The 22,805-nt window shown below is 72.6% G+C and carries 26 protein-coding genes; 21 read left to right on the plus strand and 5 right to left on the minus strand.

The genetic code is table 11. The annotated features are described in order from the left end of the window. Positions 1-4: 4 nt before the first annotated feature. Both sufU and CHR28_RS07525 read left to right on the plus strand, forming a co-directional pair. Positions 5-475, plus strand: coding sequence for a Fe-S cluster assembly sulfur transfer protein SufU (gene sufU, locus CHR28_RS07520; RefSeq protein ID WP_094052692.1), 471 nt, complete (start codon positions 5-7; stop codon positions 473-475). Beyond that, on the plus strand, positions 472-804 hold the full coding sequence (locus CHR28_RS07525; protein WP_010039749.1) for a metal-sulfur cluster assembly factor: 333 nt from the start codon (positions 472-474) through the stop codon (positions 802-804). The genes sufU and CHR28_RS07525 overlap by 4 nt, the downstream gene beginning before the upstream one ends. Positions 805-873: 69 nt before the next feature. Here CHR28_RS07525 and CHR28_RS07530 read toward each other — a convergent pair whose 3' ends face one another. Beyond that, a complete protein-coding gene (locus CHR28_RS07530; RefSeq protein ID WP_094052693.1) occupies positions 874-1,707 on the minus strand; it encodes an AbfB domain-containing protein in 834 nt (277 codons plus the stop codon). A 199-nt stretch (positions 1,708-1,906) separates the two neighbouring features. On the opposite strand from CHR28_RS07530, the gene CHR28_RS07535 reads away from it, so the two are divergent. The 6 genes from CHR28_RS07535 to CHR28_RS07560 all read left to right on the plus strand — a co-directional run bounded on the left by CHR28_RS07535 (position 1,907) and on the right by CHR28_RS07560 (position 6,262). Beyond that, on the plus strand, positions 1,907-2,227 hold the full coding sequence (locus CHR28_RS07535; RefSeq protein WP_094052694.1) for a DMT family transporter: 321 nt from the start codon (positions 1,907-1,909) through the stop codon (positions 2,225-2,227). Further along, positions 2,227-2,784 carry a TetR/AcrR family transcriptional regulator gene (locus CHR28_RS07540; RefSeq protein WP_094052695.1) on the plus strand — a complete coding sequence of 186 codons (558 nt, stop codon included), beginning with the start codon at positions 2,227-2,229 and terminating at the stop codon, positions 2,782-2,784. Before CHR28_RS07535 ends, CHR28_RS07540 begins: the two co-directional genes overlap by 1 nt. Positions 2,785-2,953: 169 nt before the next feature. After that, a complete protein-coding gene (gene dapD / locus CHR28_RS07545) occupies positions 2,954-3,943 on the plus strand; it encodes a 2,3,4,5-tetrahydropyridine-2,6-dicarboxylate N-succinyltransferase (RefSeq protein WP_094052696.1) in 990 nt (329 codons plus the stop codon). Between the two features lie 105 nt (positions 3,944-4,048). Beyond that, on the plus strand, positions 4,049-4,282 hold the full coding sequence (locus tag CHR28_RS07550; protein WP_094052697.1) for a hypothetical protein: 234 nt from the start codon (positions 4,049-4,051) through the stop codon (positions 4,280-4,282). A 178-nt stretch (positions 4,283-4,460) separates the two neighbouring features. After that, positions 4,461-5,054 (plus strand): SigE family RNA polymerase sigma factor, encoded by a 594-nt coding sequence (locus CHR28_RS07555; RefSeq protein WP_094052698.1) that lies wholly within the window; start codon positions 4,461-4,463, stop codon positions 5,052-5,054. Further along, a complete protein-coding gene (locus tag CHR28_RS07560) occupies positions 5,051-6,262 on the plus strand; it encodes a hypothetical protein (RefSeq protein ID WP_094052699.1) in 1,212 nt (403 codons plus the stop codon). Before CHR28_RS07555 ends, CHR28_RS07560 begins: the two co-directional genes overlap by 4 nt. Positions 6,263-6,325: 63 nt before the next feature. On the opposite strand, the gene dapA is transcribed toward CHR28_RS07560, so the two are convergent. Further along, entirely contained in the window at positions 6,326-7,222 is an 897-nt protein-coding gene (gene dapA, locus CHR28_RS07565; protein ID WP_094052700.1) for a 4-hydroxy-tetrahydrodipicolinate synthase, read from the minus strand. A 151-nt stretch (positions 7,223-7,373) separates the two neighbouring features. On the opposite strand from dapA, the gene CHR28_RS07570 reads away from it, so the two are divergent. The 5 genes from CHR28_RS07570 (at position 7,374) to CHR28_RS07590 (ending at position 10,097) form a co-directional block, all read left to right on the plus strand. Next, positions 7,374-7,592, plus strand: a complete 219-nt coding sequence (locus tag CHR28_RS07570; RefSeq protein WP_143655787.1) for a hypothetical protein — start codon at positions 7,374-7,376, stop codon at positions 7,590-7,592. Further along, positions 7,589-8,299, plus strand: coding sequence for a hypothetical protein (locus CHR28_RS07575; protein WP_094052702.1), 711 nt, complete (start codon positions 7,589-7,591; stop codon positions 8,297-8,299). The genes CHR28_RS07570 and CHR28_RS07575 overlap by 4 nt, the downstream gene beginning before the upstream one ends. Before the next feature lie 53 nt (positions 8,300-8,352). Next, positions 8,353-8,772, plus strand: a complete 420-nt coding sequence (locus CHR28_RS07580) for a phage holin family protein (protein ID WP_179272341.1) — start codon at positions 8,353-8,355, stop codon at positions 8,770-8,772. Beyond that, the gene (locus CHR28_RS07585) at positions 8,769-9,152 is read left to right on the plus strand and encodes a DUF3618 domain-containing protein (RefSeq protein ID WP_094052703.1); all 384 of its coding nucleotides are present in this window, start codon (positions 8,769-8,771) and stop codon (positions 9,150-9,152) included. Before CHR28_RS07580 ends, CHR28_RS07585 begins: the two co-directional genes overlap by 4 nt. Before the next feature lie 246 nt (positions 9,153-9,398). Next, on the plus strand, positions 9,399-10,097 hold the full coding sequence (locus tag CHR28_RS07590; protein WP_094052704.1) for an antibiotic biosynthesis monooxygenase: 699 nt from the start codon (positions 9,399-9,401) through the stop codon (positions 10,095-10,097). Positions 10,098-10,140: 43 nt separating this feature from the next. Here CHR28_RS07590 and CHR28_RS07595 read toward each other — a convergent pair whose 3' ends face one another. After that, positions 10,141-11,970 (minus strand): endonuclease/exonuclease/phosphatase family protein, encoded by a 1,830-nt coding sequence (locus CHR28_RS07595; protein WP_094052705.1) that lies wholly within the window; start codon positions 11,968-11,970, stop codon positions 10,141-10,143. Positions 11,971-12,274: 304 nt separating this feature from the next. On the opposite strand from CHR28_RS07595, the gene CHR28_RS07600 reads away from it, so the two are divergent. The 5 genes from CHR28_RS07600 (at position 12,275) to CHR28_RS07620 (ending at position 19,063) form a co-directional block, all read left to right on the plus strand. After that, positions 12,275-13,693 (plus strand): hypothetical protein, encoded by a 1,419-nt coding sequence (locus CHR28_RS07600; protein ID WP_094052706.1) that lies wholly within the window; start codon positions 12,275-12,277, stop codon positions 13,691-13,693. A gap of 153 nt (positions 13,694-13,846) precedes the next feature. Continuing rightward, the gene (locus CHR28_RS07605) at positions 13,847-15,292 is read left to right on the plus strand and encodes an alkaline phosphatase PhoX (RefSeq protein ID WP_094052707.1); all 1,446 of its coding nucleotides are present in this window, start codon (positions 13,847-13,849) and stop codon (positions 15,290-15,292) included. A gap of 337 nt (positions 15,293-15,629) precedes the next feature. Continuing rightward, complete coding sequence (locus CHR28_RS07610) at positions 15,630-17,210, plus strand: TROVE domain-containing protein (RefSeq protein ID WP_094052708.1); 1,581 nt, start codon at positions 15,630-15,632, stop codon at positions 17,208-17,210. A 106-nt stretch (positions 17,211-17,316) separates the two neighbouring features. Continuing rightward, positions 17,317-17,958 carry a GntR family transcriptional regulator gene (locus tag CHR28_RS07615; RefSeq protein ID WP_094052709.1) on the plus strand — a complete coding sequence of 214 codons (642 nt, stop codon included), beginning with the start codon at positions 17,317-17,319 and terminating at the stop codon, positions 17,956-17,958. An 88-nt stretch (positions 17,959-18,046) separates the two neighbouring features. Next, positions 18,047-19,063 (plus strand): 1-aminocyclopropane-1-carboxylate deaminase, encoded by a 1,017-nt coding sequence (locus CHR28_RS07620; RefSeq protein WP_094052710.1) that lies wholly within the window; start codon positions 18,047-18,049, stop codon positions 19,061-19,063. 63 nt (positions 19,064-19,126) lie between these two features. Here CHR28_RS07620 and CHR28_RS07625 read toward each other — a convergent pair whose 3' ends face one another. Then, a complete protein-coding gene (locus CHR28_RS07625; protein WP_094052711.1) occupies positions 19,127-19,642 on the minus strand; it encodes a DinB family protein in 516 nt (171 codons plus the stop codon). A 196-nt stretch (positions 19,643-19,838) separates the two neighbouring features. On the opposite strand from CHR28_RS07625, the gene CHR28_RS07630 reads away from it, so the two are divergent. From CHR28_RS07630 to CHR28_RS07640, 3 genes are all read left to right on the plus strand, one after another. After that, entirely contained in the window at positions 19,839-20,315 is a 477-nt protein-coding gene (locus tag CHR28_RS07630) for a VOC family protein (RefSeq protein ID WP_256984152.1), read from the plus strand. Between the two features lie 40 nt (positions 20,316-20,355). Continuing rightward, a complete protein-coding gene (locus CHR28_RS07635; RefSeq protein ID WP_094052732.1) occupies positions 20,356-21,393 on the plus strand; it encodes a LacI family DNA-binding transcriptional regulator in 1,038 nt (345 codons plus the stop codon). Positions 21,394-21,475: 82 nt separating this feature from the next. After that, on the plus strand, positions 21,476-22,063 hold the full coding sequence (locus CHR28_RS07640; RefSeq protein ID WP_094052712.1) for a TetR/AcrR family transcriptional regulator: 588 nt from the start codon (positions 21,476-21,478) through the stop codon (positions 22,061-22,063). Between the two features lie 70 nt (positions 22,064-22,133). Here the strand turns inward: CHR28_RS07640 and CHR28_RS07645 are convergent. Then, on the minus strand, positions 22,134-22,805 hold a 672-nt coding region (locus CHR28_RS07645), incomplete at its 5' end, for a TerD family protein (protein WP_179272342.1).

The raw sequence follows: 22,805 nt of genomic DNA on the forward strand, positions 1-22,805 counted from the left end.
GACCGTGAAGCTGGACTCCATGTACCAGGAAGTCATCCTGGACCACTACAAGAACCCGCACGGGCGTGGTCTTCGGGATGGCGACGCCGAGGTGCACCACGTCAACCCGACGTGCGGTGACGAGATCACGTTGCGCGTGAAGTACGACGGCACGACGATCGAGGACGTCTCGTACGAGGGCCAGGGCTGCTCGATCAGCCAGGCGAGCGCGTCCGTACTGAACGACCTCCTCGTCGGCAAGGAGCTCTCCGACGCGCGGAAGATCCAGGAGACCTTCCTGGAGCTGATGCAGTCCAAGGGCAAGCTCGAGCCCGACGAGGCGATGGAGGACATCCTGGAGGACGCGGTCGCGTTCGCCGGGGTGTCGAAATACCCGGCCCGGGTCAAGTGCGCCCTGCTGAGCTGGATGGCCTGGAAGGACGCTACGGCCCAGGTACTGGGCGGAGCCGACGCCGAGAAGGAGACGACGGCATGAGCGAGACCGTGGAGATGAAGCCGGCCTCGGAGGAGGAACTCCGCGAGGCCCTGATGGACGTCGTCGACCCCGAGCTGGGCATCGACGTCGTCAACCTCGGCCTGATCTACGGCATCCACGTCGACGAGTCGAACATCGCGACCGTCGACATGACCCTCACGTCGGCGGCCTGCCCTCTGACGGACGTCATCGAGGACCAGGCCAAGTCCGCCACGGACGGCCTCGTCAACGAGTTGCGCATCAACTGGGTCTGGATGCCGCCGTGGGGCCCCGACAAGATCACGGACGACGGCCGTGAGCAGTTGCGGGCGCTCGGGTTCAACGTCTGAGACCCCGAAGCGGCGAAAAGCGAAAAGGGGCGGCACCCTCCCGGGTGCCGCCCCTTCGCGCATGCTCCCTCAGCCCACTCCGGCCACCAGCCGGAACGCCGAGTCCGCGCGGTACAGGGCGCTGTGCTCGTACGGGTCCAGACGGAGCCGGAAGTCGCGGTGGCGCAGGAAGCGGCCGGGGAAGTTGACCGACTCCAGCATGACCGCGCCCGAGGAGGCCGCGGGCCGGGGGCAGAAGGTGGCGTCCTTGCGGAACAGCGGCGAGCCGTCGTCGGCGTCCTCGACCAGGACGAAGCCGCGGTGGCGGAGGTAGCGGCCGTCCGCGGTGGCGAACGAGGAACAGGAGGGGGCGGCGAGCCCGGGGACGCGCCGGAAGGTGGCGTCCTCGCGGTGCCGGGCGCCGGGGCCGACCGGGTCCAGGCGCACGGAGCCGTCGCGGACGCGCCAGTAGCGGTCGGGGTAGTTGACCGAGCGTATGGAGATGCCCGGGGCAGCGGGCCGCTTCGAGGGCTTCGAGGGGCCGGCGGACTCCGGCGTCCCGGGTGTCTTCTGCTGCGGCCGCGGAGCGGGGGCGGAGCCCGTGGGAGCGGTCGTGGCCGGGGTGGGGGAGGGACGGCCGCGGTCCGCGCCCGGGGCTGCGGCGGAGCTCGTGGAGGGGGTCGCGAAGGAGATCAGACCGCCGGGGGCCGAGCTGCCCAGCGTGGTCGGCTCCGCCGCCCGGTGCGCCGGCTCGTCGGACTCGTTCTCCATCACGGAGACGGCCGTGACGCACGCGGTGATCGTGGCCAGGGCCAGCGCACCGGCCAGCCAGAGCCGTCGCGTTCCCGGTGCCCGGGTGGTGTCCGGGGCCCAGCCGCTCTCCCAGGGGCGTTCCTGGGGCGGGCGGGACTTCTCGTCTGACATGCGGCGTTCCTCCGGCGGGGCACCCTTGACGGCGGCGCAGTTGTGGTGGCCCGGTGTGTGATCGGTGACACCGTAGTGGACATCTGAGACGCCTGTGGCTCGTTTGAAGAGAGCGGTTTCTCGCCGATATCAAGCCGTTGCCGGCTGGTCCGTACCGCTGTTGTGTACGGGCGTACAGATGCTGTGTACGCTCGTACACATGGGTTACCTTCTGCTGGCCGGCGCCATCACCGCCGAGGTGGCCGCGACCACCGCCATGAAGTACAGCGACGGGTTCAGCAAGATCGGGCCCTCGCTGCTCACACTCCTCGGATACGTGCTCTCCTTCGCGTTGCTCGCGCAGACGCTGAAGACCGTCTCGGTCGGCACGGCCTACGCCATCTGGGCCGGGGTCGGCACCGCCGCCATCGCCACCATCGGCATCGCCTTCCTCGGCGAGGGCCTCACCGTCGCCAAGGCCGCCGGGATCGCGCTGATCATCGTCGGGGTCGTGGTGCTGAACCTGGGCGGTGCGCACTGATGCCCCGGCGGCACGACCCCGAGCGCCGGCAGCGGATCATCGACGCGGCGATCCGGGTCGTCGGCGCGAAGGGCATCGCCGGGCTGAGCCACCGCACCGCGGCCGCGGAGGCCGACGTGCCGCTCGGTTCCACGACGTACCACTTCAAGACCCTCGACGAACTGCTGGTCGCCGCGCTGCGCCAGACCAACGAGGGCTTCGCCAAGGTGATCGCCTCGTGCGGCGACATGGACGACCCGCGGACCGATCTGGCCGCCTCCCTCGCCGGCTGGATCGGACAGTGGCTCTCGGGCGACCGCACGGGGGTGGAGCTGGAGTACGAGCTGTACCTGGCCGCGCTGCGCCGGCCCGCCCTGCGGCCCGTCGCCGCCGAGTGGGCCGAGGGCGTCGCCGAGCAGCTCTCCCGCCGCACGGACCGCGTCACCGCGCGGGCCCTGGTGGCGGTCGTCGACGGGATCTGCCTCCAGGTGCTGCTGACGGGGGTGCCGTACGACGAGGAGTACGCGCGGGAGGTCCTGGGGCGGGTGCTGACGGGGACGGCGGCCGGGGCGGGGTGAGGGGGAGGAGGCGGTCCTCGGAGGGCGCCTGCGCTGTCGGGGTGGCACCGGCTGTCGGGGTGGTACCGGCTGTTGGGGTCGTACCGGCTGCCGGGGTGGCACCGACCGGCTTGTGAGACGTCCGGGGACCGGTTCGCATCGACCCGTGTCCGCCGGTTAGGTTGCCCTCATGACCGACACGACTGCTCCTCGCACCACCGGCGCCGTGGCCGCCGGCCTCGCCACGATCGCCGCCGACGGCACCGTTCTCGACACCTGGTTCCCCGCGCCCGAGCTGGCCGACGCGCCCGGCCCGTCCGGCACCGAGCGGCTGTCCGCCGAGCGTGCCGCGGAGCTGCTCGGCGGCGGCGCCACCGCGGCGATCGGCCCGGACGCCCGCCGGGGCGTCGAAGTGGTCGCGGTCCGCACGGTCATCGCCTCGCTCGACGAGAAGCCGATCGACGCGCACGACGCCTACCTGCGTCTGCACCTGCTCTCCCACCGCCTGGTCAAGCCGCACGGCCAGAACCTGGACGGCATCTTCGGCTTCCTCGCCAACGTCGCCTGGACCTCGCTCGGCCCGGTCGCCGTCGACGACCTGGAGAAGGTCCGGCTGAACGCCCGCGCCGAGGGCCTGCACCTCCAGGTGACCTCCGTGGACAAGTTCCCGCGCATGACGGACTACGTGGCCCCCAAGGGCGTGCGCATCGCCGACGCCGACCGGGTCCGCCTCGGCGCGCACCTCGCCGAGGGCACCACCGTCATGCACGAGGGCTTCGTCAACTTCAACGCCGGCACGCTCGGCACGTCGATGGTCGAGGGCCGTATCTCCGCGGGTGTCGTGGTCGGTGACGGCTCCGACATCGGCGGCGGCGCGTCGACCATGGGCACGCTGTCCGGCGGCGGCAACGTCATCATCTCCATCGGCGAGCGGTGCCTGGTCGGCGCCGAGGCGGGCGTGGGCATCGCCCTCGGCGACGAGTGCGTCGTCGAGGCCGGCCTCTACGTCACCGCCGGCACCCGCGTCACCATGCCCGACGGCCAGATCGTCAAGGCCCGCGAGCTGTCCGGCGCCTCCAACATCCTCTTCCGCCGCAACTCGGTCACCGGCACCGTCGAGGCCCGCCCGAACAACGCGGTATGGGGCGGCCTGAACGAGTTCCTGCACAGCCACAACTGACGCCCCGTACGAGGTACTCCGCGTGACCTCGTGGTGGTTTTGGCAGATGAACGGGTGGACGCAGGGTCCGATCAGAAGCCGAAGCGATGAAACGAGGGCCGGGGTATGAGGAACGAGCGGGGGCGGGGCGTGGTGCGTCGCTGGGTGGCGGGGGCCGTCGCGGGGATCGTGGTGTGCTGGCTGCCCGCGGGCGCCGCGCACGCCGACGAGACCAGCAAGGACTCGCACAACGGCCACCGGGTCGGTCTGATCAACGTCAACGTCGGTCAGATCGACGACCCGGCGGAGGACGTGCTGGAGCACACGCTGCTCTTCGGGGACGGATACGCCTGGAACTGAAGGCGGGGGCTTCGGCCTCGTACGGATGCATGGGGACGGCCCGTGTCTCGCAGATGTCTGCGGCACGGGCCGTCCCCGTTTTCTTCGTGCGGGTGGCATAGCGCGGCGTCCCCGCACGCGTCCCAGGGAGTACGGGGGGCGGGCACCGGGCCCGCCCCGGGGGAGAGCGAAGGTGACGATGGATGCCGAAGCGCAGGAGAGCTTCCGGGAATTCGTGGCGAACCGGTCGTCCGCGCTGCTGAAGACGGCAGTCCTGCTGAGCGGCGGCGACCGGCACGCCGGCGAGGACCTGCTCCAGAACGCGCTGATCAAGGCCGCGGGCCGCTGGCACCGCATCGAGGAACCCGAGGCCTACGTCCGGCAGGTCCTCTACCGGCAGCAGGTCAGCCGCTGGCGTCTGAAATGGCCCCGACGCGAACTGAGCGTCGCCGAACCACCTGAGCCCGCCGCCGGCCAGGACACCTCCGGCGCGGCCGAACTGCGCCTGGTGATGCGCGGCGCGCTGGCCCGGCTGACCGCGCGGCAGCGCACCGTGCTCGTGCTCCTCCCCCACTTTCGGCTTCGCTCAAGCGGGGGGACCCCCACCTTCGAGGACCTGCCCGAGGCCGAGGTGGCCCGGATCCTGGGCTGCTCCGTCGGCACCGTACGGTCCGCCACCCACCGCTCCCTCGCCCGGCTGCGCGCCCTCGCGCCCGAGCTGGCCGCCCTCGGCCCGGCCACCGCCGAGCAGCCGGCGTCCCGTGACTACTCGCCCGTGGAGGTCCGCCAGTGAACGTCGACGAACTCGTGCGTGACGCGCTGCGCGACCAGGCCGACGGGCAGCAGCCCGCGCCACCCGGCTTCGCCGACCGCGTGCTCGCGGTCCGCCGGCGCCGTCGCGGCCGGCGGATCGCGTCCGTCGCCGCGGCTGCCGCGGCCGTGATCGCCGTGGCCGTGGCCGTGCCCGTCCTGGACTCCGGCAAGGAGGACGTCCGTCCCTCGGGCGGGGTGGAGCAGACGGACATCACGGCCCGCCCGGACCAGTCGCCGCCGCGCGACATGATCGCCGCCGGGCGGGTCGCACTGGCCGCGTACTTCACCAGGGCGACCGTCGAGCAGTCCGCCGGCCGTGCCGTGTCGCAGCGCACGTACTGGCTGCTGGACCCGCGGACGAAGAAGTACGTGAAGGACGACCGCTGGGCCTACGTCGCGGTCGCCCCGGGGATGACGACCGCCGCCGTCCTGGAGCGGGACCTGCCCGTGCCGCGCATCGGGCTGCTCGACCTGGCGAGCCGTCAGGTCAAGCGGTGGATCCCGGTCGACCGGCCGGTCGCGGGCGTGGAGTTCTCCGCCGACGGCAGGAAGCTCGTCGCCACGTCGTACAGCGACAACCCCGACCGGCGGGTGAGGATCGAGGGGTCGGAGGGCTGGGACGCCCCCTTCACGGAGTCGGACCGGACCGGGTTCCACGTCATCGACGTGGCCTCCGGGAGCAGTTCCTGGGCCGGGGTGGAGATCGGCGGCAGCGCGCACGATCCCGACGCCTTCATCAACTCCCGCCAGGACTTCGCGTTCACCCGCGACGGCCGGCTCGTCTGGTCGGGCATGCCCAGCGAACCCAGGCTGAAGTTCTACGACTTCACCGGGAAGGACGTGCCGGGGCCCACACCCGACCGCTATCGGGACTGGTCCGTCGAGGCGGGGGTCTCCCCGGACGGGCGGCTCGTCGCCGGGCCGTTCGCGGGGCGGAAGTGGAAGACGTCCTCCTTCGTCCTCGACGCGCGCACCGGGAAGCAGCAGGAGGTGCGCGGGCAGCAACTCCTCGCCTGGGCCGGCGGGAAGTCGCTGGTGGCCTGGGACATCGGGCCGGACGGGAACGAGTTCCACCAGCGGCTGGTGCTGGTGACCATCGGCCGGGAGAAGACGACACCCCTCAGTGACTTCCGGTCGCCCAAGGACGACACCAAGGGGCGGTGGGAGCCGGTGTTCGCCGAGCGGTGATCGGTGCCGAGTGGTGATCCGTGCAGGGTGGGGCCGGGGTGGCCGGGTGGTCATCGGGTGCCGTCACGTGTCGTGCAAGGTGCTGTGAAGCGCGAGCAGGCTGTCCGCCGTGGTGCGGTCGGCGGGGCGCAGGGGGGCGCGGACCGGGCCCGCCGGGAGGGCGAGGTCGTTCAGGAGCGACTTCGCCGTGACGGCTCCCGGCAGACCCGCCGACATCATCGCCTCGATGAGGGGCGTGGCCTGCTGCTGGAGGCGGGCGGCCCGGTCCGTGTCGCCCGCGTCGAACGCGTCCAGGACGGCGCGCAGGTGGCCCGGGATCACGTTGGCCACCGTGCTGACGTAGCCGGCGCCGCCCACGGCGTACAGCGCGAGAACGTGTTCGTCGCACCCGGCGTAGTACGCCAGGTCCGTGCGGGCCAGGACCTTCTGGGCGGCCAGGAAGTCGTAGGAGCAGTCCTTCACCGCGACGATCCGGGGGTGGTCAGCGAGGCGGAGGATCGTCTCCGCTTCGACGCGGGTCCCGGTGCGGGCCGGGATGTCGTAGAGCATCAGCGGGAGCCCGGTGGCGTCGGCGATCTCGCGGAAGTGGGCCTCGACCGCGTCCTGCGGGGGCCGGCTGTAGTACGGCGCCACCACCAGCAGGCCGTCCGCGCCCGCCTTCTCCGCCTCCCGGGCCAGTTCGGCGGTGTGGCGGGTGTCGGCGGTGCCGATGCCCGCCACGATCGTCGCCCTGCCGGCCACGGCCTCGCGGACGGCGGTGATCAGGGCGGACTTCTCGGCGTCCGTGGTGGTCGGGGACTCGCCGGTCGTGCCGGAGAGGACGAGGCCGTCGCAACCGGCCCCGACCAGGTGGTCGGCGAGGTGCTGGGCGCCGTCCAGGTCCAGGACGCCGGCGGCGGTGAAGGGGGTGATCATGGCGCAGAGCGTGCGGCCGAAGAGGTTCGTGCGCGGTGGGGTCATGCGAGTAGTGTCGGCGGGAGAACTGTGTAGCTCTACTTAATTCTTCTACAGGGTTTATTTAAGAGCTGCTGCAAAAAAGGTGTTCTTCCCTGTGGGGGCCTCATGAGTCACCATGGCCGGGAGGGTCGGCGACGGATGCCCGGGAGGCGTCATGAAGCTCGGCAAGGCACTGGCCATGGGAGTCGCGGAGGAACAGCCGCAGGCGCGGGGCGTCGGCTCCGATGCGCGGGAGAGCGTGGGCGGCGGCGAGGCCGTCGGTGCGGGGGTGCTCACGGTCGATGAGGGCGTCGGGGCACCCGCGGCTCAAGTCGAGGCCACCGCGAATCAAGTCGAGGCCCCCGCGGTTCAAGAGGTTCCGGTCGCGCGATGAGGCTGCGGCTTCCCTCGGAGCGTCCGACGGAGCCGCCGACCGGATACAAGATCGCCCACCCGGTGCTGTCCCAGGACGGCACCCGGGCCGGCTTCACCGGTGTGTCACTGGGCGGTGCGCTGCCGTACGGAGTGGTCGCCGAGGCTGCCTGTGTGTACGGGCTGCGGCACCGGCCGCCGCATCGCCGCTGTGACTGCGGCTTCCACTGCGTGCACGACCGGGCCGCCGCCGAGGCCCTGCTGTGCGCCGACGAGCACCGGGGCGCCGTGCTGCTGGAGGTGTCCGTCCTCGGGGCGTACCTCCGCTTCGAACGGGGGTTCCGGTACGCGCGGCAGCGGGTGCGGACCGTGACGGTGGGGAGGTGCGCGTGCGGCGCGGGGGCGTGCGCGCTGGCCGATGCCGGGTGGGGGCGCGTCGGATGGCGTGGGCTCGCGCCCGCGTGTGAGGTGTGTGCACGCGGGCGGGGCGTCGCGGTGTCGCTCGGCGGGTTCGCCCGGTTGGCGGGCGATGGGGTGCGTGTCGTCGGCGGGGGTGGTATCGAGCCCGGCGGTGCGGGTGCGGGGCCGGGCGGGGGCGCGGTGGTGGACGGGCTGGGGGTGCCCGAACTTGTCGCCGAGGCCGCCTTGTTGCAGGCGCGGCTCGACTGGTTCCAGGCGCAGCTGGCCCGGCTCGGGCAGCGCGGGGACACCGCCGGGCCGCAGGGATAGCCGGGGGAGCGGACGGGTACTCGGGGGTTCCTACTTCGAGAGGAGGCGGAACCGTGACCGGGACGATGGATCATCGGGCCGTGCGCGACGAGCACCACTCCGTGGGCGAGCTCGTCGGGCAGGCCGCGGAACAGCTCTCTCGGCTCGTGCGGCAGGAAGTGGCGCTCGCGAAGGAAGAGCTGGCCGAGAAGGGGCGGCGGGCGGGGCGAGGCGGTGGACTGCTCGGTGCGGCGGGCGCTGTCGCCTATGCCGGGTTCCTCGCGATGGCCGGTGCCGGCGCTGCCGCGCTCTCGCTGGTGCTGCCCGTGTGGGCTGCCGCGCTGATCGTGATGGGCGTGCTGTTCGTGATCGCGGCGATTCTGGCCGCGATGGGGCGGGGCCAGCTGAAGCGGGCCGCGCCGCCCACCCCTGAGCAGGCGATCGGCAGCGTGAAGGCGGACGTCGAGGAGATCAGGGAAAGGGCGCATCGATGACTGAACCGACCGGTGGGGCGAAACCGACGGGTGGGGCCAAGGGGCCCGATGAGCTGCGGCGGCAGATCGAGCAGACGCGGGGAGAACTCGGGAACACGGTGGAGCAGTTGGCCGGGAAGGCCGATGTGAAGGGGCGTGCGCGGGCGCGGGCCGCCGACCTGCGGGACAAGGCCGGGGCGATGACGGTGCAGTTGCGCAGCAGCGCGGCGCAGGCGGGGCACTCCGTGCAGGACCGGGCCGCGCACGTGGGGCCCCGGCCGGTGCGGAACGTGGTGCAGGCCGGGATGCGGCATCCCAAGCCGGTGCTGATGGCCGGGGCGGCGGGGGCCGTGGTGGCGGTCGGGGTCGTGCGGTGGAGGTATGTGCACGGGCATCGGTGACGGCCGGTGTGACCGCTTGGCGGGTGTGCGTGTGATCGTGGGGGTGCGCGTGCGTGCGCGTGGTGCCGGGTCCGGGGCGGGTTCGTCGACGCGCCAACCGCTGCGGGCGGACACCCCCGGCACGTCCCCTTCTCGCCGTACGCGGGTGCGGGTCGGCCCGGCGCCAACGCCGTGTGCTTGACCTCAAGTTCGGTCGAGGTCCGAGAGTGAGGGCGTCACAATCGGCGAACACGACTGGAGAGCTCCATGGCCCGGCGGACCGAACAGCACCCGGATCTCACCGACCCCCGGATCGGTGCTCCCTTCTTCAGTACCTGGCGGGTCGGGAGTCCCGAGCGGCAGCGGCAGGCCGTGGAGGCGATCGCGCGGGCCTGGGAGCGGCGGCCCTGGCCGGCCGGGGACCTGCTCGGGTACCACGTGTACGCCGGGCACGACGGGGACACCCTGCTGCACTACTCGCAGTGGCGCAGCGAGCAGGCCTACGAGGCGTTCGTGAAGACCCACCGGCAGGAGCGTGTCGACGAGATCGACACGGCCGTGCCGGGGATCGAGCGGGTGTGGCTCGGGCGGTACCGGCGGTACCGCAGTGCCCGGCGTGCGGACGCGGCCGTTCCGGGGTGTGTGGTGATCGTCGACGTGCGTTTCGACGGGCCCGACGCGGAGCGGCAGCGCGCCTGGGTCGATGCGGTGTTCGAGGCCCTGGAGAGTGAGCCGGAACCGCATCCCGGGGGTATCTCCGCCCACTTCCACCTCAGTACGGACGGCACCCGGGTGCTGAACTACGCCGAGTGGGAGAGCGCCGGGGCGCATGCCGACGCCCTGGCCGCGCCGGGCGATGGTGTCGGCTCGGCCACCGAGTCGTGGAAGCGGGTGCAGAACTGGCCGGGCCTGCTGGAGAGCGGCTCCGTCTGGCGCTACGACCACGTCCTCGGGCTGGTGCCCTGAGGGGCGGGCCGGCCGGACACCGGGTCCGGCCGGCCCTGTCCCGCTAGGGGCGGAAGCGCAGGACCTGCGGGTCGTGGTCGCTGATCTGGTCGTGGAACTCCGCGTTGACGTGCACGCTGTCGTACTCGAAGTCGCAGCCGCGGCGGATCGACGGGCTGATCAGGATCTGGTCGAGGACCTGGCTGTTGCCCTGGTAGACGTACGAGTAACGCTCGCTGCGGGGGAGCGACTTGATCGCCGACCAGAGTTCGCCCTCGCCCTCCAGGAGCTCGGCGGTGCGCGAGAACTCGAAGTCGTTGATGTCGCCGAGCGTGACGACGTCCGCGTTCTTCTGGGTGTCGAGGATGTCCTTGACGAAGGCGTTCACCAGGGTGGCCTGCTGGTGGCGCTGCGTCTCGGAGCTGCGGGAGGGCGGCTGGTACTGCGAGGTCAGGCCCTGGTCGCCGCCCTTGGAGTTGAAGTGGTTGGCGATCACGAAGACCGTGCGGCCACGGAAGACGAACTCGCCGGCCAGCGGCTTGCGGCTGTTCTTCCAGGCCTCGTCGTCGGGGGCGATGCGGCCGGGGCTGAGGGTGAGGTGGGCCTTGCCGCGGATCTTCGTCACGCCGGTGGCCGTCGTGGCGTCGCCGCCCGGGCTGTCCGTGAAGGAGACGCGCTCCGGGTTGAACAGGAACACCTGGCGGATGTTGCCGCCCGGCTCGCCGCCGTCGGTGTTGTCCGCCGGGTCGATCGAGCGCCAGTCGTACTTCGGGCCGCCCGCCGCGACGATCGCGTCGATCAGCTTCGTCAGGGTCTGGTCGGCGGCGACCGTGCCGTCGTTCTTCGCGCCGTTGTTGTCCTGGATCTCCTCCAGCGACACGATGTCCGGCGACTGCAGGTTGTTCACGATCGCGGAGGCGTGCGCGGCGAAGGTCTCGTCCGTGGGGTCGAGGTTCTCCACGTTGTAGGTGGCGACCGCCAGTTCCGAGGAGCGCTGCTTGCGGGTGGTCTCGCGCTGCCGGTCGGCGCTCTCGAGCGTGCCGAGTTCGCTCGCGACCAGGGTGTAGCCGCCGAACTGGTTGTAGTCCAGGGGCCCCGCCGTGGTGCCCGCGAGGGTGTCGCCGACGTTCGCCTTCGGGAAGTCCGCCGACGATCCGAGGGACTGGATCTGCAGGCGGCCCGTGTTCTGGGCGTCGTAGGAGCCGTAGACCGTGCCGCCGTGGCGGGCGCGGTTCTCGTGCGGCTTCACCGTCACCCAGAGCTCGGTGTACGGGTCGGTGGCGCCGACCACGCGGGTGTCGGCGACCCGGACGGTCATGCCCTCCAGGGACTCGTAGTAGTCCAGGGCGTACTGCGCGGGCTGCAGGGGGAGGGCGTTGATCGAGCCGTTCGCGGCCGGGTCGCCCGCGGGGGTGTAGGCGGCGGGGACCGAGCGCGCCGTGACGGCCGTGGCGGCGGGCAGTTCGTTGCCGCTGGACAGGACCGTGGTCGTCGGCTTGGTGATCTCCGTCAGGGCCTGGTTGCCGGAGCCGGTGCCGCCGGGGACGTACTCCGAGACCGTGCCGGTGACCTTGACGGAGTCGCCGACGGCGACGCCCTTCGGGGTGGAGCTGGTGAAGACGAAGACGCCCTCACTGGTCGCCGGGTCGGCGTCCGGGTCCGGGTCCTGGATCCAGAAGCCGCGGGAGGAGCCGTAGGTGCGGACGCCGGTGACGATTCCGGTCACGTCCGTGACCTGCCGGCCGGCGTACGGGGATATCCGGGTGCTGCCCTGGATGTCGTGGATGCGGACCGATTCCGCGTGCGCGGGAGTGGTGAGGACGATCGTGGAGGCCGCGGAACACGCGGCGGCGACGGTGAGCGCGGCGAGGCGCGCGGACGACTTGCTCGGCAACGGGATTCCCTCCGGGGACGTGACAGGGCGCCGGGACGAGGGTGGTGCTCGGACTGTCTGCCGCTGTGCGTGCGGCGGGCGGTGACGCGCGTAGACATCGACGGGTGCGGCGCCTGGTGGGGCAGGTCCGGTGAACAAGTGTCCGCCGACTTCTACGCGCGTCAATCTCCAGCCTGTCCATGTCACTTGTCAAGGTTTCGGCCATGTACGGCAGTCGACGGGGAGATGAAGTGGGCGGCATGGGTGGAAATCCGTCTAGGCTGAGCGGCTGAGTCACCTGAAGGCGCGCTAGGAGAAACAGCCGATGTCAGACAGCTCCCCCCTGCCGCCGGTGCGGCTGCACACCGAAGCGGAGCTGGCGCGCGACGCGCTGTCCACACCGTTGCTGTCCCGGGCCGCCCGGCTCGCCCGCTGGGCCGGGCCGGACACCCGCGTCGACGCCGGGGGAGGGCTCGTCGAGGAACAACTGCCCGCGGCCGCCGAGGCCCTCGGGCTGAGCGGGGACGACGCCGCCGCCGACGCCAGCGAGGCGTGGCGGGTCGCGGTGGACTCCGGGCTCGTCGAGATCGTCGACGAGGAGGAGGGCACCGTCCGCGCGGGCGAGGACCTCGCGCTGCTCACCGGCGGCTCCCCGCACGACGTGCTCGCCGTGTGGCTCGCGGCTCTGGAGACCGTGCTCGCCGACGCGAGCGTCCCCGACCTCGACGGACTGCTCGACGAGGACGGCGAGGTCGACCTCTCCGCCCTCGACTGGGACCCGGAGGCCGAGGCCGAGTTCCTCGACGGCGTGCTCGGCAACCTCTACCTGCTGACGGCCGGCGAGGACGCGCCCGGCGAGTCCCCGGTGCCACTGCCGGCCCTGGCCGCCTCGGTGATCGTGCCCAGCGACATGGGCGAGCCCACCAACGACGTCCTGGAGCAGGTCTCCGACGCGATGATGCGGCTGGACGACCAGTTCCGGATGCTGGAGCCGGTCGGCCTCGTGGAGTACCAGCCCGTCGACGAGGCCCTCATGGCCGACGCCGACGAGGAGCCCGCGGCGCCCGTCGACGACACCGACGTCTCCCGCTACGGCATGGTCCGGCTCACCCCGCTCGGCCTGTACGGGATGCGCGCGCGGCTGCTGGAGGCCGGGTTCGAGGCGCCGGCCGTCGGGGACCTGGCGGACAAGGGCGCCGACGCGCTGCTGGACGGCACGGCGGCGTTCCCGCCGGCCGCGGCGCAGGCCGAGACCGAGCAGTGGCTGCAGCGGCGCGAATCGCTCACGGCGGCACGGGAGTTGCTGGCCGCGGCGCGCGGCTCCGACGCCGGGGCTCCGCTGCGGCGGCTGCGCTGCCAGCAGGCGCTGTCGCTGGTCGGCGCTTCGGCCGAGCCGGCGTTGCGGGAGGTGCTGGACGACGCCGAGCTGGGCGGACTCGCCCGGGTGTGGCTGACCGAGCACGGGGCGGCGGACGTGCCCGCGCCGTCCGAGGCGATGGTGTACTGGCTGACCATCGACACGGTCGCCGCGCAGCTCGCGGCGGAGGGCAACTCCGAGGAACTGCGGGCCCTGGTCGAGGGGCTTGCGCAGCAGCACAGCGGGTTCTTCGCGGCGGTGTGGCGGGTCGACCACCCCGCGACCGCCGACGTGCTGGAGGCGATGGGGCGGTTGCATCCCGACAAGAAGGTGGCGAAGGAAGCGCGGAAGGCCGCCTTCAAGGCGCGATCGCAACAGGGCGGTTGACGCCGGTCCGCGGGTGCGGCGCGCCGTCGTGGCTTGGCGCGCCGTTCCCCGCGGCCCCGGGGTGTTGTTCAAACGGAGTTCACATGTGAGCGGGACGGTGTCGCCGAACGAGGTTCGCCACCCTCCACGGCAGCCCCCGTCACAGGAGACTCCATGTCGCTCACCCGCAGGGACTTCGCCAGAAACTCCGCGATCACCGGTGCCGGTGTCGCGCTGGCGGGCAGTGTCGGCGCCCTCGCCACCGCACCGAACGCCCTCGCGTCCTACGACACCGACAGCGCCGAGGGCGCGGCGGACGCCCGGCACGGCGTCGGCTACGGGCCGCTCGTGTCCGACCCCCGGGGCATCCTCGCCCTGCCGGCCGGCTTCTCGTACAAGATCATCACCTACAGCGGCAGGACGAGACTGGAGTCGGGCGAGTTCACGCCGTCCAACCACGACGGCACCGCCGCCTTCGACGGCCCGCGCGGCACCACCCTGCTCGTCAACAACCACGAGCTGAAGGGCCCCCGCGCCAACTGGACGCACCCGGTCCCGCTCACCGAGGGCCTCGTCTACGACCCCGCCGCCTCCGGCGGCTGCACGGTCGTGGAGATCCGCCCCGACGGACGGGTCGCCGAATGGGTGGGCATCGCGGGCACCTCCACCAACTGCGCCGGCGGCCGTACCCCGTGGGGCACCTGGCTCACCTGCGAGGAGAACTCCGACCGCGCCGGCACCAACGGCATGACCAAGGACCACGGCTACGTCTTCGAGGTCGACCCCGTCGACCGGCGCGCCAACCGGGACCCCAAGCCGCTGAAGTTCTTCGGCCGTTACGACCACGAGGCCGTCGTCATCGACCCCAAGCGCGGCCACGCCTACCTCACCGAGGACGCCGCGAACCCCAACGGCCTCTTCTTCCGCTGGACCCCGCCGCAGGGCTTCGCGTACGGCCCCGGCCGGTTCCGCCGGCTCGCCGACGACGCCGGTGTGCTGCAGGCGCCCAAGTGCTTCGACTCCGGGGGCAAGTTCGTCGACGACCTGTCCCGCGCCACGAGGATCGGCACCGTCTACGGCGTCGACTGGGTGGACGTGCCCGACCGCGACGCCCGCACCACCCCCGTGCGCAAGCAGTTCGGCGCCGGCGAGGTCACCCGGGCCCGCAAGCTGGAGGGCATGTGGTGGGGCGACGGCGGCGCCTACATCGTCTCCTCCTACGCCCGTGAGGAGAGCCCGGTGCAGCACGACGGGCAGGTCTGGTTCTACGACCCCAAGCGCCGCACCCTGACGCTCAAGGTCCTGCTCGGCGTGAACCCCGACCCGTCCCGCGACGGCGCCTTCGACGGCCCCGACAACATCACCGTCTCCCCGTACGGCGGGCTCGTCATCGCCGAGGACGGCGAGGGCGTGCAGCACCTGTTCGGGGCGACCGACAGCGGCCGCACCTACCCGATCGCCCGCAACGAGCTGAACATCGGCACCGAGGAGGAGCCGGAGTACAGCGAGTTCGCCGGTGTCACCTTCTCGCCCGACGGCCGGACCCTCTTCGCGAGCATCCAGACGCCCGGCATTCTGCTCGCCATCACCGGCCCCTGGAAGCGGCAGAAGAGGAATTAAATTCGCTCGCAGGTCCGGCTCCGCGCCTCCTACAGTGAGATCACAACGTCACGCACTTCCCGGTGCGATGGCGGCGGCTACTTCTCTTCCAAAGAATCCGACGCCGCCGCCGACTTGATCTCGGGAGGCGCGGCATGTGTGGGTGCCCGGTGCGAAGGCAACGGTTACTTCCTGGGATCGGACGGTTGCGGGTTCAAGTCCCGTCGGCGACCTCGGGTCGCCGTAGCTCAATGGGCAGAGCATCTGAATAAGTCCGTCGCCGACTTCGGTCCTCGGGCACCCACCATTTTCCTGCCGCGACTCCCTCGAACACGAAAAGAATTCGGGGGAATTCACCATGGCGCGATTCAACGGCAAGGCGGCGCGGGCCCGTCCCGTCTCGCGGGTGACGTCCACGGGACGTGTGCTGCGGACGTACGAGGGCGGCCGGGGCCGGGAGCGGGACGCCCGCTCCGAGCTCTTCCTGCTCGCCGTGAGCAACTTCGTCTCCCAGCAGACCTTCTACGAGACCGGCGCCGACCGCGACGACCGGTTCCGCCGGCTCGTGCGCGAACTCGCCGTCGAGGACCCGCAGTGGACGGCCGGCCTGCTCGGCTGGCTGCGCGGCGCGGGCAACCTGCGCACCGCCTCGGTCGTCGGCGCGGCCGAGTACGTCAAGGCCCGCCTCGACGCCGGCGCCACCGGCGGCCCGTCCAACCGGCAGGTCGTCGACTCCGTGCTCCAGCGCCCCGACGAGCCCGGCGAACTGCTCGCGTACTGGACCGCGACGTACGGCCGCAACGTGCCCAAGCCGGTCAAGCGTGGCATCGCCGACGCCGTCCGCCGCCTCTACCACGGCAAGGCGCTGCTGAAGTACGACACCGCCTCCAAGGGCTACCGCTTCGGCGACGTCCTCAACCTGGTGCACGCGGCGCCCGACCCGGACAAGCCCTGGCAGGGCGAGCTGTTCCGCTACGCGCTCGACCGGCGGCACCACCCGGACACCGCCGTGCCGCCCGCCGGCCGCACGCTCGGCGCGCACCGCGCGCTCATGGCGCTGCCCGTCGAGGAGCGGCGCGCGCTCGTGACCGCCGAGGGCGGTGCCGAGCGGCTGGCCGAGGCCGGCATGACGTGGGAGGCGCTGGCCGGCTGGCTGCAGGGTCCGATGGACAAGGCGGCCTGGGAGGCCGTGATCCCGTCCATGGGCACCATGGCGCTCGTGCGCAACCTGCGGAACTTCGACGAGGCCGGGGTGTCCGACGAGGTGGCCGAGCGGGTCGCGGCGCGGATCAGCGACCCGGCGGAGGTGGCGCGCTCGCGGCAGTTCCCCTTCCGGTACCTCGCCGCCCACCAGCACGCCCCGTCGCTGCGCTGGTCGTACGCCCTGGAGCGGGCCCTCGGCCACTCGCTGGCCAACGTGCCCGTGCTGCCCGGCCGGACGCTGGTGCTCGTGGACCGCTCGGGCTCGATGTTCTGGTCGCGGCTGTCCGACCGCTCCGAGCTCAACCGGGCCGACGCGGCGGCGATCTTCGGTACGGCGCTCGCGCTGCGGGCCGAGCGCGCGGACCTGGTCGAGTTCGGCACGACGAGCGAGCGCGTGCCGTTCCGCCGGGGCGAGTCCGTGCTCCGGGTCCTGGACCGCTTCCACAGCCTCGGCGGCACCGACACCACCGAGGCGGTGCGCCGGCACTACGAGAAGCACGACCGGGTGCTGATCGTCACCGACGAGCAGTACACGCACCACCACCTGGGCGACCCGACCGAGCAGATCCCGGCCGACGTGCCGGTCTACACCTGGAACCTCGCCGGGTACCGGGCGGGCCACGGCCCGTCGGGCACCGGGAACCGGCACACCTTCGGCGGCCTGACGGACGCGGCGTTCCGGATGGTGCCGCTGATCGAGGCCTCGCGTGACGCCGACTGGCCCTGGGCGGCCTGAGTGCCGTGGCCCGCACCGCGTGGGGAGTGCGGGTCACGGCCCTCTGGCCCCTTGTTCAAGCCCGACCCCTTGTTGAAGCCCTGGCTGACATCTAACATTTCAGTTCATGGAAGCCATCCGGCCCGTGCCCCGGACCCTGCTCAGGGACCGGGCCTACGCGGCCATCCGGGACGCCATCGTGGCCGGGGAGCTCGAACCCGGCGCGGTGGTGCGGGACGCCGACCTCGCCGAGCGGCTCGGGCTGTCCCGGGCGCCGGTCCGTGAGGCGTTCTCCCGCCTCGTCGACGAAGGGCTGCTGGAGAGCAAGCCGCAGAGCTACACCCGCGTCACGCCGCTCGTCGCCGCCGACGTCCGGGACGCCGCCGCGGTGGTCGGCGCCCTGCACGAACTGGTGACCCGCACGGCCGTGCCCCGGCTGACCGAGGCGGACCTCGCCGTGATGCGCGCCGCCAACGAGCGGTTCGCCGCGGCGGTGCGCGCCGGGGACGTGGACGCGGCCCTGCGGGCCGACGACGACCTGCACGAGGTCCTGGTCCAGGCGAGCGGCAACCGCGCGGCCGCCGCGACCGTCGCCCGCTACACCCCGCTCATCCGCCGCCTGGAGCGCCGGCGCTTCGGCGAGGGCGGCAACTGCCGCTCGGCCGGACTGCACGAGCGGCTGATCGACGCCTGCGCGGCCGGCGACACGGCCGAGGCGGTCCGCGTCACGGCGGAGATCTGGCGGGGCCTGGAAGAACTCGCCGACTGAGGCGCAGCAGAAGGGCTCGCCGACCGAGGCGGGCCGGCGAGCGACCCGCACCGACACCGACCGGACCGACATCGACCCGGAGGGACTCATGCCTCTTTCCTCGTACGCGCGTTACCCCCTCCTGTTCGGGCCCTCGCCGGTCCACCCCCTGGAGCGCCTGACCGCACATCTCGGCGGCGCCACCCTGTGGGCGAAGCGGGAGGACTGCAACTCCGGCATCGCCTACGGCGGGAACAAGACCCGCAAGCTGGAGTACCTGGTCGCGGACGCCCTCGCCCAGGGCTGCGACACGCTCGTGTCGATCGGCGGCGTGCAGTCCAACCACACCCGCCAGGTCGCGGCCGTCGCCGCCCGGGCGGGACTGAAGTGCGTGCTCGTCCAGGAGAGCTGGGTGGACTGGCCGGACGCCGTGTACGACAAGGTCGGCAACATCCTGATCAGCCGTCTCGCGGGAGCCGATGTCCGGTTGGTCAGGGCCGGGTTCGGGATCGGGTTCAAGGAGAGCTGGGAGCAGGCCCTCAGGGAGGTCGAGGAGTCGGGCGGGAAGCCGTACGCCATCCCGGCCGGGGCCTCCGACCATCCGCTCGGCGGCCTCGGATTCGCCGCCTGGGCGCACGAAGTGGTGCAGCAGGAGCGGGAGCTGGGCGTCTTCTTCGACACCGTGGTGGTGTGCTCGGTGACCGGGTCGACCCAGGCCGGCATGGTCGCCGCCTTCGCCGCGCTGGAGGAGGCCGGCGGGCGGCCCCGGCGCGTGCTCGGCGTCGACGCCTCCGCGAAACCGGCCGCCACCCGGGCCCAGATCGCCCGCATCGCCCACCGCACCGGGCAACTCATCGGTGTCAAGCGCGAGTTGACCGAGGCGGACGTCGAGCTCGACGAGCGCTACCACGCGGGCACCTACGGCGTCCCCGACGAGGCCACCCTGGACGCCATGCGCCTCGCGGCCCGGACGGAGGGGATGGTCACCGACCCCGTCTACGAGGGCAAGTCCATGGCCGGGATGGTCGACCTGGTGTCACGCGGCGAGATCGGCCGGGACTCCACGGTGCTCTACGCCCACCTGGGCGGCCAGCCGGCACTGAACGCGTACAGCGCACTGTTCTAGGGCGGCGTCGGAGCAGCGGTCGGGGGCAGCGGCCGGTGGGGGCCCGGCCGGTGCGGGAGCCGTCTAGTAGTAGCCCTTCCTCCCGTCCAGCAGTTCGCGCACGATGTCCGCGTGACCGGCGTGCCGTCCCGTCTCCTCGATGAGGTGGATGAGCATCCAGCGGAGGTTGGCCTTGGCGGAGGCGTACCCGGGATGCCGGCCGGTGTCGTCCAGGGACGCCGCCGCCACGATCTCGTCGCTGCGGGCGCACTGGGCCTCGTAGTCCGCGAGCACCTGCGCCAGCGTGCGGGAGCCGGTGCGCCAGTCGGCGTCCTCCTCCGTCTCGTCGAAGGACGGGTTCCGCGACGCGTCCCCGCCGAGGAACAGCACCTCCAGCCAGGTGTGCTCGACCCAGCGCATATGGCTGACCAGCCCGGCCATCGTCATCCCGGGGGAGGTCGGGACGACGGAGCGGTGCGCGTCCGCCTCGCCGAGACCCTCGCACTTCCAGCGCAGGATCCGGCGTTGCAGCTCCAGCCATCCGAGGAGCGCGGTGCGTTCGTCGGCCTGGAAGGGCGGACGTTCCAGTGAAGGGGTCATGCCGGCGGACCGTAGCGTGCGCCGCTCCGGGCTGTCGCCGGATTTTCGGCGCCCCATGGTGTCTCATGGCTCCCCCTGGCCCTCCCCCTGGCCTCTCGCGGTGTCCCGCGGCGACCCGGCACCGGCCGGTCGGCCGGGAATCAACGGGCCGGTCGGCGGGTTGTGAGCCGTGACCCGACGTCACCGAGGAGCCGTGATGACCGACGAACCAGCCGTCGAAGCAGCCGTCGAGCCAGCCGTCGAATCCCCCGCCCAGTCCGCCGACGGGCCGGCCGTCGAATCCGCCGTCCGGGAACTGCGCCTGGTCGTGACCGCCGACGACTACGACGCCGCGCTGCACTTCTACCGGGACGTGCTCGGCCTGCCCGAGCGGGGCGCCTTCGCCTCCGAGGACGGCCGGGTGACGATCCTGGAGGCCGGACGGGCCACCCTGGAGCTGACCGATCCGAACCATGCCGCGTTCATCGACGAGGTCGAGGTGGGGCGGCGCGTGGCCGGGCACATCCGGGTCGCCTTCCAGGTCGACGACTCCGCCGCCACCACCGCCAGGCTCGCCGCGGCCGGCGCCGAGGTCGTCGCGGAGCCGACCCGCACCCCCTGGAACTCCCTGAACTCCCGGCTCGAAGCACCGGGCGCCCTGCAGCTGACGCTGTTCACCGAGCTCGGCGACTGACGCCCCCGGGCCGCGTCCGCCGCCGGATAGGGTGCTGGGCGTGCGGACGGACAATCAGCCCGCGGAGCCGGGAGCCGAGCGGCCCGGCGGCACGCGGCGCCGGGCCACCATCCACGACGTCGCACGCCTGGCCGGGGTGTCACGCCAGACGGTCTCCCGGGCGGTCAACGACAAGGGCGAGATCGACCCGGCGACCAAGGAGCGGGTACTGGAGGCGGCACGGCTCCTGGACTACCGGCCGAGCCGGTTCGCCCGCGGGCTCGTCCGCAAGGGCGCGGTGACGGCCGGCCTGGTCATCCCGGACCTGCGCAACCCCTTCTTCCCCGAGGTCGCCGCCGGGGTGCTGGAGGCCGCCGAGCAGCGCGGCTGGCAGGTCGTCGTCTGGGACTCGCGGATCGACGGGGCCCGGGAACGGCAGGCGCTCGACGTGCTCTCCCACCAGGCGGACGCCGTCGTGGGCTACTTCAGGGACCCCGACGACGTGCTCATCCGGCACCTCGGGGGCGTCCCCCTGGTGCTGCTGGAGCGCGGCCCGCAGCAGACCCGGTTCGCGGCCGTCGGCATCGACGCCGCCGCCGGAGTCGCCCAGGGCATGGACCACCTGCACCGCCGGGGCCACCGCAGGATCGGCATGCTGGACGGCGTGCACGGCCCCGGCCCCCGCCGGCAGGCCTTCCTGGAGCAGGCCCGGCGGCTCGGCCTGCCCGTCGACGAGGACTGGGTCGTCATCTGCCCCGAGCACAGCGTGCGGGGCGGCGAGGCCGGCATGGAACGCCTGCTGCGGGAGCGGCCCGGGATCACGGCCGTCTTCGGCTTCAACGACCTCATCGCCGTCGGCGCGATGCGCACCGCCCGCCGGCACGGCCGCGCGGTCCCCGGCGAGCTGGCCGTGCTGGGCTTCGACGGCCTCTCCCTGGGCGAGCTGGTGGAACCCGCCCTCACCACCCTGCACATCGACAAGCGGCAACTGGGCCGGCTGGCGGTGGAGCAGGTGGCCCGGCTGCGGGCCGGCGAGGAGCCCTTGCGCGGGACGGACGCCTGGGTGACACCCGAGCTCCTGGTGCGCGAATCCGCCTGAGCCGGGCCCCGCCGACCGGGACGTCCGATGGCCCTGTCTCGGTAGGGTGCGCAGAGAGTCCCCGGTCGGTGAGGAGTACTGCGTGGCGCAGGTCAGGCCCATGCGGGCGGATGCCCGGCGCAACTACGAGCGGTTGCTGCGAGTGGCCGTGGAGGCGTTCGCCGAGCACGGGGAAGGGGCGTCGCTCGACGACATCGCCAAGCGGGCCGGGGTCGGCTCGGGGACGCTGTACCGGCACTTCCCGACACGGCACGCCCTGCTGGAGGCCGCCTACCTGGACCGGATCGAGGCGCTCGCGGCCCGGGCCGACGCGCTGGCCGCCGAACTGCCGCCGGGCGAGGCGCTGCTGGAGTGGCTCCATGAACTCGGCACCGGGATGATCCGCATGCGCGGGCTCCGGGCACTCCTCGGCCCGGCCGTCACCGAGGGCGGCTCGGCGGCCGCCACGGCCTGCGGCGACTGCGTGCGGAACGCGGCGGGGCGGCTGGTGCGGGCGGCGCAGGAGGAGGGCACGCTGCGGCCGGACGTGGAGCCGATGGACGTGCTCCGGCTGGCCCACGGCGTGGCGACGGCGTCGGAACTGGCCGACGGACAGGGGCGCCACATCCGGCGGTATCTCGCGCTGCTGACGGAGGGCTTGCGGCCGCGGGACGCTGACGCGGGGAGCTGACGCGGAGCGCTGACGTCGGACGCCCCCGGGCCGGGGGCGTCCGAGACGTCGGGCGGCGTGGTGCGTGGTGTCACAAGGCCTGTGCCGCCGGCTTCACCATGCCCCTCACCGTGCGGGACTTCACGAAGTCGCCCATCGCCGTCATGTCCCACTCGCCGGAGAACTGGCGGATCAGCTTGGCCATCATCACGCCCGTCTGGGGCTCGGCGCTGGTGAGGTCGAAGCGGACCAGCTCCTCGCCGGTCGTGCCGTCCAGGAGGCGGCAGTAGGCCTTGGCGACCTCCGTGAACTTCTGGCCGGAGAAGGAGTTGACCGTGAAGACCAGGCCGGTGACCTCCTGGGGCAGGCGGCCGAGGTCGACCGTGATGACCTCGTCGTCACCGCCGCCCTCGCCGGTGAGGTTGTCACCGGAGTGCCGGATCGCGCCGCCGATGATCTGCAGCTTGCCGAAGTAGCAGCTGTCGATGTGGTTGCGCTGCGGCCCGTAGGCGATGACCGAGGCGTCCAGGTCGATGTCCTTGCCGCGGTAGGCCGGCTCCCAGCCGAGGCCCATCTTGACCTGGGAGAGCAGGGGACGGCCGCCCTTGATCAGGGAGACCGTCTGGTTCTTCTGGAGGCTTACGCGGCCCTTGTCCAGGTTGATCTTCCCGGCGCCGGGCGCGGGCGGCGGGGGCGTGGCCGGGGCGGCCGGCGCTGCCGCGGGCGTGGTGACGGGCGGGGCCGGCGGCTGCACGGGCGGGGC

The organism is Streptomyces sp. XY006 (assembly GCF_002237655.1).
GTDB lineage: Bacteria > Actinomycetota > Actinomycetes > Streptomycetales > Streptomycetaceae > Streptomyces > Streptomyces levis.